Below are 13,661 nucleotides of genomic sequence, written 5' to 3'. Positions count from 1 at the left end.
TCCCGCCCGCCGTGTTTCGGCCGCTTTGCCGGCGTCTGGGCATCGCGCTCCCGCCCGCCGTGTTTCGGCCGCTTTGCCGGCGCCTGGGCATCGCGCTCCTGGCCGCCTGGCGTGTGTCGGCGGCTTTGCCGGCGTCTGGGCATCGCGCTCCCGCCGGCCCGGCGCGTCTCGGCGGCCCAGCCCGGGCCGGCGTTTACGGCAGCAGTTCAGCGCATAGGCCCACCCGCAGATAGGCGTCGGCCCACACCTCGAAGGCCTCGTCGCCCGGATCCGGCCCCAACCGGGCGACGAGCGCGGAGACCGCCGCACCCGCCTGGCGCAGTCCCACCGTCTCCAGGCGTTCGGCGGCGCCGCGCAGCCGCCCGCCCATGGACGACGGTAGATGCAGCAGCCCGCGGTGCGCCACCTCGGCCAGCAGTTCCAGCGCGTCCACCACGGCCCGCCCGAGCGGATCCGTCACCTCGCCCAGCCGGTCCCGGGGATCGCCGACCCCACCGCCCTCCGCCAGATCCGGCACGACAACCCCGTCACCGGAGGCGAACCCGATCGGGTCGATCACGACGGTGCCCCCGCTGCGCCGAACGCTGCCCGCCACGAACCGCGCGCCGCCCTCCAGCGCCGCCACCACCGCGTCGAGCCGCCCCGGCGCGCACGCCGCGTGCACCGCGCTCACCCGGGCGGTCACCCCGTTCCCGTCCGCGATCTCGGCGTCGACGCGTTGCGCCCCCGGCGCGTACGTCACCGACCGCACCTCCGCGATCGGCACGACCCGCACCAGTTCGGCCTCCACCCGAGCCCGGATCGGCCGCGGCGGCAGGGCGTCGAGTTCCACGGCCAGCCCGGCCAGATCCGGGACGAGCAGACTCCCCGGCAGATGCTGCCACGTGTCCCGGGTGGTCATCGCTTCCGTCCGGCTCAGCCGCCGCGTCCCCAGCCGCACCGCCCGGCTCGCACTCCGCGCCGCCGACTCGGTGATCACCGCCCCGCCGGCCAGCGCCCCCAGCGTCACCCCGGCCACCCGCCGCCGCCCCAGTTCCGGCCCACTCTCGTCGGTCACGTACCGCCGCCGCAGCACGAGCACCGCCGAACTGTCCGCATGGGCCAGAAACACGTCGACCGTACGTTCGTCCCCCACCGCCGACACCCGCGCCCCGAGCCCGTCCAGCCGCGCCCGCCGCAGCGGCGTCTCCGACGCCTCATCGGTCCCCAGCACCCGCGACGCCAGCGAAGCCCCACCCCGCGTCACACTGCGATACCGGGCCACCAGCTCAGCCACATGATCGGCCAACGCCTCGGGCCGATAACGAGCACTGCGTTCCCGGTACGCCGTCAACTGCTCCGCAAGGTCGTCGACGGCCCCCAGAGGCCACCGCATCCGAGCCGCTTCCAGCCCCGCCCGTACCGCCGCGATCTCCCCGCCCATCCCGGCCCCGAGATGAACGGCCCCTTCCCGCACCACCGTCCCGGCCAGCGCGACCGCCCGATCAAGCCCTTCCACGCCCGTCTGACCGGCCGGCGCCCCGCCCACCTGCACCTGAACGTCAGCCTCACCGGCACCCTGCTCGTCGGCGGCCCGAAACGCCCACACCGCCAGCGCCAGCACGTCATCCCGGCTCCCGGCCACGGCATCGCTGCGAGCAAACCCCAGATCATGCGGTACGAGAAACCGCACCGTCGCCGTGGGAAGCTCCACAGTGGGAACCGGGTCCGACACCCGCCCCCGATGAACCCGAGCCACATACCCCGCCCGCAGGACCCGCCGGGCCGCCGCCATCATCCGGGCCCCGACCCGAGCCGTCAGCTGCTCATCCGTGAACGCCCCAGGCGACCACCCACCCGCCCCTGCCTCCCCACTGCCAGCACCCATGCGGCCCGGCCGGCCGCCAGCGACGCCGCCCCGAGCCGTCGCAGTCGCCGCACCACCCGCCACCGCCCAAGAACCAAGACCGCCGCTCCCGGCGGCCGGATCCAGCGCCTCTCCACTCGAATGACCCGCCGAGGCGCCGTCACGGTCGCCCCCGCCCGAGTTGCCCACACCGCCGTCCCGGCCCGCGTTGCCCATGCCGCTGTCTCCGGCCGCGCCGGCTTTGTCGCCGTCTCCGGCCGCGCCGGCTTTGTCGCCGTCTCCGGCCGCGCCGGCTTTGTCGCCGTGTCCGACCGCGCCGGCTTTGTCGCTGTCTCCGACCGCGTTGCCCGTGCCGCTGTCTCCGGCCGCGCCGGCTCTGTCGCCGTCCCCGACCGCGCTGCCCTTGCCGCCGTGCCCGACCGCGCGGCCTTTACCGCTGTCCCCACCCGTGTCGGCTTTGCTGCCGTTCGGGTTCGCGTTGGGGCCGCTGTCGGTTCCGGCCGCGTCGGCGTTGCTGTCGGTTCCGGTCATTAGCGCGTCGCCGCCCGGTGCCGTAGTCGCCGGCGCCTCACCCGGAGCGGCTCCGGAGCCATCGGCCGGCGGCCCTTCCGACCAAGGCGTATAGGCCAGGACGAGCCCGATCACGTGCCGGCAGATGCCGGTGGCGCCACAACTACAGGTGCCCGCTTCGAGGCCACCGGGCGGCAGATCAGTGACGGTCCCGTCCGGGAAAACCGCGTGTACCGTGCCGTCGGCGTCCTCGGAGAGCTTGGGAGTGTCGCGTTCCAGCTCGCGCGCGGCCCGCTTGACCAGGCCCCGATTGGTCAGCTCGGCCAGCGTCGCCGCCGTGAGCGCCCCCAGATCGGCCCTCATGACACCCTTCCCTCGACAGCAGGCCGCATGCTCGTCCCAGCACCGAGCCGCGCGTTCGTTTCCGGATCGAGCTGTGCGCTTGTCGCGGCGAAGAGTCGTGTGCTCATCGGGTCACCTGCTCGGCGATGAACTGGGCCAGTTGGCCGGGGGTCATCGCGCCGATCGGGGCGCCGACGTTGGCCAGCCTCTGGGCGGTCGACCGGTCGTACGCCGGGTTGGCCTGGCTGTCCAGCGCGGCCAGGCCGAGCACCTTCGTGCCCTGCTCGACCAGGTCGCGGACCGCGCGGACCAGCGTCTGCTCGGAGCCGCCCTCGTAGAAGTCGCTGATCAGCGCCACGATGGCCCGCCGCGGCTGTTCGATGAGGCTCGCGCCGTACAGGACCGCCTTGGCGATGTTGGTGCCGCCGCCGAGCTGGACCTTCATGAGCAGTTCGACCGGGTCGTCCACGTCGCTGGTCAGGTCGACCACCTCGGTGTCGAAGGCGACCAGGTGTGTCCGCACGCCGGGCAGGCCCCACAGGCACGCAGCCGTCACCGCCGAGTGGATGACGGAATCGGTCATCGAGCCCGACTGGTCGACGAGCAGGATCACCTGCCACTGGTCGACCTGCTTGCGCGTACGGGAAAAGAAGTGTGGTGTTTCCATGTAAAGCCGCCGCTCGTCGGGCCGGTAGTGGCCCAGGTTGGCGCGCAGCGTCCGGGTGACGTCGAAGTCGCGGGCCTGCTTCCAGCGGCTCGGCTTGCGGGCCCGCGTGCCGGTGAACGCCGTCCGCACCTCCGTCGCCATCGTCGCCATGAGGTCGCGGACGACGGCTTCGACGATCCGCCGTGCCAGCCGCAGCACCTCGGGGTTCATCAGATGCTTGGTTTGCAGTACGGCCCGGAGCAGCCCCGGGTTCGGCTCGATCGTCCGCAGCACCTCGGGGTCGGTGACCACGTCGGTGATCTCGTAGAGCTCCACCGCGTCCCGCTGCAGCCGCTCGACCGTCTCCTGGGGGAACAGCCGCGTGATGTCGCCGAGCCAGTCCACGGTGGTCAGCGCCGGCGCGCCGTCCCCGCCGGTGCGCACGTCCCGCTTGGCGTGCTCGTCGTCCCGCCCGTAGAGCCATCGCAGCGCGGCGTCCCGCCGGACCGCGTCGGGTCCGAGATCACCCAGGGCGGCCGCCGGGTCGCCCAGCACGAGCCGCCAGCGCTCGAGATCAGAATCGGTCACGGCACGTCTCCGATGATCAGGGCTTCACGCCGCAGGACGGTGTCGACGCGGCTGTCCAGCACCATTCCGGCCGCTACGACGGAAGGGCCGGGCCCGGCCGTACGAAGGAGCGCGCGCCCCGAGCCGGCCAGGCCCCGCCGGGCGAGGATCTGGCCGGCGATGGTCTCGCGTTCGCGGGGCGGGAAGTACTCGAAGGCCTGGCGCAGGGCCGGCAGCGAGACGAGGAAGTCGTCCGGGGACATGCCGGACAGCAACTCGTCGAGCAGGCCGATCACGTCGGGGGAGTGCAGAACCTCCTCCCGGGCGACCGCGAACAGCCCGGCCAGCCAGTCGCCGGCCGACCGGGGCACGAAGGCTCCGCGGACTCCGCGCAGGGGCTCGACGGTGTACGGGTCGTCGTGCAGGGCCCAGCGGAGACCGAACGCGGCGCCGCGCAGGTCGGGTGGGGCCTCCCGGTCGGTGCAGACGCGGGCGGCGACCTCGATCGCGGCGTCCCGGTCGAGTCCGAGCGCCCGGCCGGCGTGCCGCAGCCCGTCGCGGCAGGCGGCCAGCGCGCCGATGCGTCCCGGATCGGCCGGGGCGTCACCGCCGCGGACGCCCTCGGCCAGCCACAGCACCCGGCGGACGGCGGCGGCGATGACGGTGCCCAGGGTGGCGCCGCGGGCGGTCCCGAACAGCCCGTCGTGCCGCCACATGGTCAGCACCACGGCCAGCATCCGCCCGAGCGGTCCCAGGTCGGGCGCGGCGCCGACGGCCGCCTCGATGTCGGCGAGGGTGCGCGCGGAGACGTCGGCCGTGCCGGACAACGCGGCGTCGAACAGGACGAGGGCGAGCGCGTCGACGTCCCGCCCGGCCTGGGCGGCACGCTCGGCGAGCACGGCCGCGCAGGCGTCGGCGAGCGTCGCCCCGTACGCCCCGGCCTCGATCACCGCGGTCAGCCGTCCGGGTCCGGGGCGCAGCGTCCAGCGTTCCCGCAGAACCGGGTCGAGGCCCGTGGTGGGGCCGCTGTCCCGCTCGAACCCGGGCACACCGAGCAGGCGCACCCGGTGCAGCAGGCGGCTGCGTTCCCGGCCGGTCGCGAGCGTGAGGTCGAGCTCCACCTCGGCCGCCCCGTCGAGCCCGGCGCGTTCCAGCTCCGCGTCGAGGTCGTGCACGAGCGGCGGCGCCGGCGTCTCCGGGTGCAGCCGGCCGACGCGGGTACCACTGAGCGCGGCCACCATCTCGACCACGACCGGATGGCTGCCGGCTTCCAGCGTGCCCCGCCGCGCCCACGGCAGCGGCACGTCGAGCGCCTCTTTGACCAGCGCCGACGCGAGCCCGTCGAGCACGTCGGTACGCCCGGGCCGATGATGCCCGCGCACGGTGGCCAGCCCTTCCGCCGTGGCCCGGGCCGCGATGAGATCCGCCGTGGACACGGGCTGCCGCTTCCGGCGAAGCCGCTCCGCCACCGCCTCGACGAGATGCCGGGCGGCCCCGTCCGGACCCGACTCCCACAGTTCCTGGTAGTACCCGGGCGACGGCATCCCCGACTGATACCCGTCGAACGAGTCCAACCGCCGAAACGAGTACGGCACGAGAAAGCTCCCGCCGACCGCCCCGTCCGGCATTTCGGGAATGTGCGGCCAAGAGGCGCCGGAACGGGGCCGGGCCGCCTCGGAAGCGGCGAGCGCTCGGACCAGCGCCGGCCGGTGGAAGCCGCCGGTGACGACCACTACGTGCCGGTCGCCGGCGGCGGCCGCGGCGGCTGCCACCCAGGAGGCCATGTAGGACTCGCGGGCGGTGTCGGAGTCGCCGGCCGCGGACTCACCCCGTACCAGATCGAAGTAGGTCTCCAGCCTCTCGGCCAGGCCCTCGGTGGGCGCGATCTCGAACAGGTGGTCCCACAGCGCGTCCACGTTGTCGACCTCGAAGGCGCGGCACAGGCGCTCCATCACGTCGGCGTAGCGGAGCTCCGCGTCCGCGTAGCGGTTGCTGCGGCCCTCGAACGCCGGATGCCACGCCGGCAGGTCGATGAAGCGCAGCGCCGCGCCGGCCGCGCGCCCGTGGGTCAGCGCGGCCCACTCCGGTGAGTACTCGCAGAACGGCGCCCACGAGGCGTGCCGCCGGGTGTCGTCCCGGTAGCTGCTGAACACCGCGACCGGCAGCTGGTGACCGAGCAGCAGCTCGCCGATCCGGCCGTTGACGTCGGCCGGGCCCTCGATGAGCACGTACGCCGGTCGCAGGCGGCCGATCGTGTCGGCCACCAGCCGCGCGCAGGCGGGGCTGTGGTGGCGGACCCCGATGAACGTGACCGGCATGGCTCAGCCCGGCAGCAGGTGGCGGGCCTGGTGCAGCGCCTGCCACTGGTTGCCGTCCCGCCAGGTGATCTGCTGGGCCAGGTAGCGGCGCAGCTTGGCGAGATCTTCCGCGTTGTCCTTGGCCGCCGTGCCGGCCAGGCAGGCGACGATGTCCTCGGCGTTGCCGGGCTCGCCGCGCAGGAACCAGCCCCGCAACCCGACCGCGTGCGCCACCGACACCGCCTCGGCCGTGCTCATCACCGCCGACAGCCGGTCCATCGAGTCACCCCGGGCCGTCTCGCCCGTACGCAGCTCGCGGAACGTCGTCACCAGCACCTCGAGCACGTCCCGGCGGGGCTCCGCCGTCACTCCGGAGCGGGCCAGCAGCCGGGCCGCCTCGTCGGCCACCAGGGTCAGCTCGGTCGCGAAGTCGGCGATCGGGAAGACCGTCTCGAAGTTGAAGCGCCGCTTCAGGGCCGAGCTCATGTCGTTGACGCCCCGGTCGCGGGTGTTGGCGGTCGCGATGATGTTGAAGCCGTCGCGGGCGAACACCATCGATTCCGGCCCGGTCAGCTCGGGAATGGCCAGCACCCGGTCCGACAGCGGCGAGAGCAGGCAGTCCTGCACCTCCAGCGGGCAGCGGGTGATCTCCTCGAACCGGACCGTACGCCCCTCGGCCATGCCGCGCAGCAGCGGCGCCGGCACCAGCGAGCGGGTGGACGGCCCCTCGGCGACCAGCAGCGCGTAGTTCCACGAGTAGCGGATCTGGTCTTCCGTCGTGGCCGCGCCACCCTGGATGGTCAGCGTCGAGTCGCCGCTGACCGCCGCCGCGATCAGCTCGGACAGCAGCGACTTGGCCGTGCCCGGCTCGCCCACCAGCATCAGCCCGCGGCTGGTGGCCAGCGTGATCAGCGCCCGGTCGATCAGCGACGGGTCGCCGACGAACTTGCGGCTCACCTTCAGCGCCGGGTCGCCCACGACGAACCGGCGGGCCGCCTGCACGCTCAGCACCCAGCCCGGCGGCCGGGCCGCGCTGTCGGCCGCGCGCAGCCGGGCCAGCTCGGCGGCGAAGCGCACCTCGGCCGGCGGCCGCTGCACGCTGTCGGCGGGGTCGGTCACCTCGATCTCGGTGAGGCTCACGCGGTCACCTCCGTGAGGTCGCGGATGATCTCGGACGCGACCACCGGGTCGAGTTCGCCCAGGGCCAGCTGGCCGCGCGGGTCGCTGTGCCAGCGACTGCCGGTGCCGTTGTGCAGCATCACCATCGTGATCTTCTGATCGCCGAACTCGCCCACGTACCCGACCGCGATGCCGGGCTCGATCTCGACGGCCACCTCGACGCCGGCCGCGACGGCCAGCTCGAAGCGGCTCTGCATGCCCGCGTCCTGCGGCGTCTCCCGCCGCCAGCCGCGCCGTTCGAGCCCGAGCAGCTTGGTGGTGGGCACGGTGACCTGCTCGAAGCGGGTGAGCCGGCTGGTCTTGGCCTCCTCGCTGCTGAGCGCGAACGTCGAGCGGCTCAGCTGCGGGAACGGCTGCAGGATCTCGTAGTCGGCGAAGAGCTCCGACCATGCCGCCAGGTCGCCGCCGAGATGCAACGGGTGGGCCACGCCCACGGTGGCGTCCTCGGGCAGGGTCGTCTCCTCATCCGCCACGGTGGAGAACGTCCGGTCCTCGGCCACCCGGATCGCGCCGGCCGGCGTGCCGTCGGAATGCCACACCGCCCACACGAGCCGCCGCACGATGTGCCACAGCAGCGGATGGCCGACGAACAGCTGCTGGAACTCCCCGGCGCTCCACCGGCGGCCGGAAACCATCGCCTGCTCCAGGCGCCGGACCTGGTCGGTGGCGACGGTCCGCACGTCCTTTTTCAAAGCGGAGAATTGCTTGTACGCCTGTGGCGCCAGCTCCGCGTCGTCGCGCACCCCCGGCTTGGGCAGCGCCTTGAGCCGCTTGCCGGCCGCGTCGGCCACGTACGGCCGCAACTGCTCGTCGAAGCCGACCGTGAACTCCCGGCCGCCGTAGTCGAGCCGCAGGCTGCCCGCCGCGTCGAGCCCGAAGTCGGGCACCAGCCGGTCGGCGAGCTGCTCGGCGCTCAGCCCCAGCACGGCCGCGACCTCGGCCATCTTCTCGTTCGCGGTGTTCTTCAGCCCTTTGAACTTGGCCCGCTGGGCGATGCCGTGCAGCCGCATGAGTGCCACGTCGCTGCCGATCGCGGCCAGGATGTTCACCCCGGTGACCGCCTTGGCGTGCCCGCCGTCGCCCGGCCAGGCCAGGATCAGCGGGCTCAGCCGCCGGACCGTCTCGTCGTCGCCGATCAGCCCGAGCGCCGACAGCGCCCAGTTCTCCTTCGCGTTGGCGCCGGCCGCCTGCCAGCGCTGGAACAGCCCCCACCCGAACTCGGCCAGGCTCGACGGCTCGCAGGCCTCGAGGACCGGGGCCAGGCCGGCGTACGGGTCGTCGAGCCGCGAGATGGCGAGGATGCTCACCAGGTTCGTCACGGCGCCGGGCGGCAGCGCGCCCGAGCCGTCACGCAGCCGCACCGGCGGCAGCAGGCCCGGCACGGCCCACGACGGCACCGGCGGCATCTTGGCCGGCAGCACGCTCAGCGGGTCGGTGGCGAGGAGCGTGCCGATCGCGGCGGCGGCCTCCGTCCCGTACGACCCCGCGGCCGCCCGCACAGCGTCGCCGTGACCGTTGAGGTGCAGCGCGAGCAGAGCCTGCTCGGCCTCGCGCCGGGCCGGCCCGGGTTTCTGCAGGGCGGCCGGCACGAGGGCGCGCGCGGCGGCGGAAGGATGACGCAGGAGCCACTGCACCGCCTGCTGCCGGGTGGCCTTGAGCCGGGCCAGCCAGCCCGCCATCAGCACGGCGACCTCGGGCGAGGTGAAGGGCGCCAGCAGCGGCGCGTACTCACCGGGGGACTGCCGGGCCAGCGAGACGATCACCGGCAGCAGGGCGGCCTCGAACCGGTCGGCGGCCACCCGCAGCCACGAGCCGGCGTCGTACGCGTACGTGGGCCGCCAACGGTGCAGCACCCGGCGGGCTACCTCGTCGGGACCGTCGGTGAGAAGCCGGACCGGATCGTTCCACTGGGCCGTACCCGAGGCCATCCGGTGGGCGAGCTCCTCCCAGCCCTCCGCCGGCTTGTCGTAGTGGCGGATCGGGGTGGCCCGCCACGCGTCGCGCTCGCCCGGCAGCCACTCCGTCGCGGGCGTGTCGTCGCAGTTGAGCCCGGCGATGACTACGGGCTTGGCCGCCTTGACCCGGTGGTTCCACGGCGGATCGGCCAGAACCGGCGGCACCGCCTCGATCGGCGCCGTGACCAGCGACGCGGCCTCGGCCGTGATCGCCTCGACCCGGGCCGCGGCCGCCGCGCTCAGCTCCGGCCGCACCTCCGCGACCAGATCGGGGTGGTTGAGCAGGTGGGCCCGGAGCAGGTCGTCGTGCCGGCCCGACTCGGCGAGCAGGCGCAGCCCGCGGCGCGGGTAACGCCCGGCCGCCTCGAGCAGGTAGGGAGTCACGTGCTTGCGGCCGGCCCGCTCGATCAGGCCGCGCATCACGTCGTCGCCGGGCAACACGGCCAGCACACTCAAGATGCGGCGGATCGATTCGGCGTCACCGGCGTCCTGGTCGAACCACCCGAACAACGTCGGCGCGACGGCCGCGCCCACCCCGTCGGCGATGGTGGCCAGCATCGCGATCGAGCCCCAGAGCGTCCAGCCGCCGGCCAGCGGGGCCAGCTCGCCGAACTGCCGCCCGTCGCCGGCCGCGGCGGCCAGCAGATTCGCCAGATACATGTCCTGGGTGGCGACCGTGCCGGCGATGGCCTGATCGACCCACGCGGTCTCGGTGGGCACGAGCGTGGCGGCGGCGGCCCGGGCGTAAAGGTGGCCGTGCTGGTGGCCGGCCAGGGCGGCGACAGCTTCCTGGTACACCTCGTCGGTCGTCGTGGCCAGCGCCGACCGTACCCGCAAGAGGGTCTGCATCGGAATGTCGGCCCGCCAGCTGTGCCGCTGATTTCCCGGGAGCATGTGCCGCACACCGTAACGCTGGGCGACGCCGGGCAGGGCCGGTCCCGGACTGTGCATCGTCTCGAGCGACATGAACTCGACGGCCGCGAGGGCGGCGAAGACCGGCCCCCGCTCGGCCAGCCAGACGTCGGCGAACGCGGTCAGCTTGTCACCGGCCTGCCAGTTGCCGAGCACGACGGCCAGCGCCACCGCGGCGGCACCGGCCGGCGACACGTCGGGCTTGCCGTCGAGCCAGGCCAGCCCGTTCGCCCGCAGATCACCCGGCGTCGCCGGAGCCTCGAGGACCGGCAGCACCACCTCGGACCGCCGGGCGAGCTCCGCGTCGACGAACGCGCGCGCCTTCTTGTCGGGCGTGAACGTCGCCGGCCCGGAGCCGCCCCGGCGGGCGAAGCGGTGCCTGAGCCAACCGGCGGGGAAGTCGAAGGTGTCCTCGGAAGTCTGCATGCGCCAACCTTTTGTTCCGGCCCATCACGAACTTGGTGCCGGGAAGGCTAGCGGTGGGGTCCGACAAAAACTCAGGCGGCGCTCTTGGCCAGGGCGGACGCCTTCAAACGGTCGTACTCGTCGGCCGTGATCGCGCCCGAGTCGAGCAGCCCCTTGGCCGAGGAGATCTCGTCGGCCACGCTGCGCGCCCCGCCGTTGGAGCCGGCGACCGACCTGATGTACGCGTCCTGCTGCTGCCGCAGAGCCTGCTGGCTGGCGGCGGTCCGCTCGGCCATGCCGCCACCTCGGGCGATGAGGTAGACCAGCGTCCCGACCAGCGGAAGGATGATGATGAACAGGGTCCAGAGAGTCTTGGCCCATCCGCCCAGGTCCTTGCTGCGGAACAGGTCGCCGAAGATCCAGAACAGGCACATGAACCAGGCGATGAACAGAAAGAACTCGAATGTCGCCAGGAGGAAGGAACCGTTGTCGTCGAACATCGGGGCGCCCTTCGCCAGGGGTGAGGAGATGTGGCCCTCAGTGCACGCCCTCCACGGCCCCCGGTCCTCCTCCGCCAGGGATTAAATCCGCCCCGGGTGTGGCTGGTGGGGTGGGGTTTGGCAAGCTCATAGCCCGTGGAAGCACTTCGGCTCATCCTGCTGTTCATTCACCTGGTCGGGTTCGCGCTGCTGCTCGGTGGGGCGGTCGCGCAATTCGTGTCGGGGAAGTTCCGGATCAACCCGGCGATCCTGTGGGGGTCGATCATCCAGCTGGTCAGCGGGATCGGGCTGGCGGCGCCGCTGCGTGGGGGTGGTGACGACGAGCCGAGCCCGGTGAAGCTGGGTGTGAAGCTGGTCATCGCGATCCTGATCTTCATCATGGTCTTCATCCCGCGTAAGCGTGAGGCCGTCAACAAGGGGCACTTCATCGGCATCATCACGCTGACCCTGGCCAACGCCGCGGTGGCGGTTTTCTGGCGCTGACTTCACTCGCGAAACATTCGGCGCACGTTCGAAAGGGAACGTGCGCCGAATTCTCATGGGATTCATCGGATCGCGTTCTACGTTCGGCCTCATGACCGCGAGCATCGTCATCCCGACCCATACCGAACGGCGCTGGGATTCGCTCCGGCGTACGGTCGACTCCGCCCTGGCCCAGGCGATGCGGCCGGCCGAGGTCATCGTGGTGGTCGATCACCACGCGGCGCGCCGGACCCTGCCGCGCGCCGTCGCCCGTGATCTGGTCGCCGCCACCATCGGCCACGGCGGCTATCACGCGCTGCGCGCCGCCACCGTCGTCGCCGCGGTCGTCGCGGCCGGTTTCGGCGGGGGAGTGGAGACATTGGCGCAGACGCCATCAAGAGGTTGATCACGCTTAACCCCGGCTCCTTAGCGTCCAGCCTCATGAGAAAGACGGTCGCTAACGTTCTCGCCGCCTCGGGCGCGCTTGCTCTGACTTTCACCCTCGCCGGCACCGCCAACGCCGGCGGCCAGCACGTCGCCAAGCCCACCCTGACCGGTTTCGCCTCGCTGCCGGCCGCCACCTTCGTCCCCGGTAGCGAGCCGTCCGGCGCGCAGGCCTCCGGCAACACCAACGGCTTCACGCTGCCCTTCGCCGACCAGCCCGTCCAGGGTTTCTCCGGCATCGCCGACAACGGCGACGGCACCTTCGACGTGCTGTCCGACAACGGGTACGGCACCCAGGCGAGCTCGGCCGACTTCCTGCTCCGCGTCCAGCGCCTGGCCCCGGTCTTCAAGACCAACAAGGTCGACGTGCTCGGCGGGGTCACCCTGTCCGATCCCAGCGGGTTCGTCTCGTGGAAGCTGACCCGTGCGGACCGTGTCCTCACCGGCGCCGACTTCGACCCCGAGTCGATCGTGAAGGGCGCCGACGGCTCGTACTGGATCGGCGACGAGTTCGGCCCGTTCATGCTGAACTTCGACCGGGCCGGCCGCCTGCTGCGCGCCCCGATCCCGCTCGAGGGCGTCGTCGCCCCCGAGACCGCCGCCCGCACCGGGGTCACCGCGACCGCCCGCAGCAGCAAGGGCTTCGAGGGCATGGCCGCCTCCCCGGACGGCCGCTACCTCTACCCGCTGCTCGAGGGCACGGTCACCGGTGACGTGGCGGGCCGGCTGCGCCTCAACGAGTTCGACCGCCGCGCCGCCAAGTACACCGGCAAGCGCTTCATCTACCAGCTCGACAACCCGGACAACGCGATCGGTGACGCCATCGCCGTCGACAAGGACCGCTTCCTGGTCATCGAGCGCGACGGCGGCCAGGGCGCCACGGCCCTCTTCAAGAAGATCTTCATCGCCGACAAGCGGGACCGCAACCGCGACGGCGTGATGGACAAGACCCTGCTGGTCGACCTGATGAACGTCGCGAACCCGCGCCAGCTCGCCGGTTTCGGCCCCACGTTCACCTTCCCGTTCCAGACCATCGAGGACGTCGTCATCCTCGACGACAAGACCATCGCCGTGCTGAACGACAACAACTTCCCGTTCTCCAGCGGCCGTACGGCGGGTGTCGCCGACAACAACGAGTGGATCACCATCGCCCTGCCGAAGTCCCTGAACGTCGACAAGCGCGTACTCAGGTAGCGATCCGCAGCAGGTTTCCGGCCGGGTCGCGGAAGGCGCAGTCCCGCACTCCGTACGGCTGATCTATCGGCTCCTGGAGGACGTCGCCTCCCGCGGCCCGGACCCGCTCGAAGGCCGCGTCGATGTCGTCGGTGCTCAGGACGATCCCCTTGAGCAGCCCTTTGGCCAACAGCTCGGCCATGGCCCGCCGGTCCTCGCCCGACGCGTTGGGGTCGGCGACGAGCGGCTCGAGCACGATGCTCACGCCGGGCTGCGACGGCGATCCCAGACGGATCCAGCGCATTCCCTCGTACGTGACGTCGCTGCGCACTCGCAGCCCCAGCGCGTCCCGGTAGAACGTCAGCGCCGCGTCATGGTCGTCCACGGCGACGAAGCAGGTCGAAACCCAGATGTCCATGCCCG

10 protein-coding genes are annotated in these 13,661 nt (G+C 72.6%); 3 read left to right on the top strand and 7 right to left on the bottom strand.

Annotation, left to right across the window (positions count from 1 at the left end; genetic code table 11):
* Window positions 1-193 precede the first annotated feature (193 nt).
* The 6 genes from AB0C26_RS40035 to AB0C26_RS40010 all read right to left on the bottom strand — a co-directional run bounded on the left by AB0C26_RS40035 (window position 194) and on the right by AB0C26_RS40010 (window position 11,159).
* Window positions 194-2,719 (bottom strand): hypothetical protein, encoded by a 2,526-nt coding sequence (locus tag AB0C26_RS40035; protein WP_360258723.1) that lies wholly within the window; start codon window positions 2,717-2,719, stop codon window positions 194-196.
* Window positions 2,720-2,822: 103 nt separating this feature from the next.
* The gene (locus tag AB0C26_RS40030) at window positions 2,823-3,932 is read right to left on the bottom strand and encodes a VWA domain-containing protein (RefSeq protein WP_360258721.1); all 1,110 of its coding nucleotides are present in this window, start codon (window positions 3,930-3,932) and stop codon (window positions 2,823-2,825) included.
* The gene (locus AB0C26_RS40025; RefSeq protein WP_360258718.1) at window positions 3,929-6,229 is read right to left on the bottom strand and encodes a DUF5682 family protein; all 2,301 of its coding nucleotides are present in this window, start codon (window positions 6,227-6,229) and stop codon (window positions 3,929-3,931) included. Before AB0C26_RS40025 ends, AB0C26_RS40030 begins: the two co-directional genes overlap by 4 nt.
* Window positions 6,230-6,232: 3 nt before the next feature.
* Entirely contained in the window at window positions 6,233-7,348 is a 1,116-nt protein-coding gene (locus AB0C26_RS40020) for an AAA family ATPase (protein WP_360258715.1), read from the bottom strand.
* Window positions 7,345-10,680 (bottom strand): DUF4132 domain-containing protein, encoded by a 3,336-nt coding sequence (locus AB0C26_RS40015; protein WP_360258712.1) that lies wholly within the window; start codon window positions 10,678-10,680, stop codon window positions 7,345-7,347. The genes AB0C26_RS40020 and AB0C26_RS40015 overlap by 4 nt, the downstream gene beginning before the upstream one ends.
* Window positions 10,681-10,751: 71 nt before the next feature.
* On the bottom strand, window positions 10,752-11,159 hold the full coding sequence (locus AB0C26_RS40010) for a PLD nuclease N-terminal domain-containing protein (protein WP_360258709.1): 408 nt from the start codon (window positions 11,157-11,159) through the stop codon (window positions 10,752-10,754).
* Between the two features lie 135 nt (window positions 11,160-11,294).
* On the opposite strand from AB0C26_RS40010, the gene AB0C26_RS40005 reads away from it, so the two are divergent.
* From AB0C26_RS40005 to AB0C26_RS39995, 3 genes are all read left to right on the top strand, one after another.
* Window positions 11,295-11,642 carry a hypothetical protein gene (locus AB0C26_RS40005; RefSeq protein WP_360258706.1) on the top strand — a complete coding sequence of 116 codons (348 nt, stop codon included), beginning with the start codon at window positions 11,295-11,297 and terminating at the stop codon, window positions 11,640-11,642.
* Window positions 11,643-11,733: 91 nt separating this feature from the next.
* Entirely contained in the window at window positions 11,734-12,027 is a 294-nt protein-coding gene (locus AB0C26_RS40000; RefSeq protein ID WP_360258703.1) for a glycosyltransferase, read from the top strand.
* 35 nt (window positions 12,028-12,062) lie between these two features.
* Window positions 12,063-13,259 (top strand): esterase-like activity of phytase family protein, encoded by a 1,197-nt coding sequence (locus tag AB0C26_RS39995; protein WP_360258700.1) that lies wholly within the window; start codon window positions 12,063-12,065, stop codon window positions 13,257-13,259.
* Here AB0C26_RS39995 and AB0C26_RS39990 read toward each other — a convergent pair.
* Window positions 13,252-13,656, bottom strand: coding sequence for a VOC family protein (locus tag AB0C26_RS39990; RefSeq protein WP_360258697.1), 405 nt, complete (start codon window positions 13,654-13,656; stop codon window positions 13,252-13,254). The two genes, AB0C26_RS39995 and AB0C26_RS39990, sit on opposite strands and share 8 nt — an antisense overlap.
* Between the last annotated feature and the right edge of the window lie 5 nt (window positions 13,657-13,661).

Source organism: Actinoplanes sp. NPDC048796 (assembly GCF_040650035.1).
Classification (GTDB): domain Bacteria; phylum Actinomycetota; class Actinomycetes; order Mycobacteriales; family Micromonosporaceae; genus Actinoplanes.
The sequence above is the reverse complement of the archived record's forward strand: the minus strand, read 5'-3'. Positions and strand labels throughout refer to the sequence as shown.

Excerpts from the sequence above, each read along its gene's own strand:
- AB0C26_RS40035 (WP_360258723.1), bottom strand. The coding sequence starts at position 2,719 with ATGAGGGCCGATCTGGGGGCGCTCACGGCGGCGACGCTGGCCGAGCTG.
- AB0C26_RS40025 (WP_360258718.1), bottom strand. The coding sequence starts at position 6,229 with ATGCCGGTCACGTTCATCGGGGTCCGCCACCACAGCCCCGCCTGCGCG.
- AB0C26_RS40015 (WP_360258712.1), bottom strand. The coding sequence starts at position 10,680 with ATGCAGACTTCCGAGGACACCTTCGACTTCCCCGCCGGTTGGCTCAGG.
- AB0C26_RS40010 (WP_360258709.1), bottom strand. The coding sequence starts at position 11,159 with ATGTTCGACGACAACGGTTCCTTCCTCCTGGCGACATTCGAGTTCTTT.
- AB0C26_RS40000 (WP_360258703.1), top strand. The coding sequence starts at position 11,734 with ATGACCGCGAGCATCGTCATCCCGACCCATACCGAACGGCGCTGGGAT.
- AB0C26_RS39995 (WP_360258700.1), top strand. The coding sequence starts at position 12,063 with ATGAGAAAGACGGTCGCTAACGTTCTCGCCGCCTCGGGCGCGCTTGCT.
- AB0C26_RS39990 (WP_360258697.1), bottom strand. The coding sequence starts at position 13,656 with ATGGACATCTGGGTTTCGACCTGCTTCGTCGCCGTGGACGACCATGAC.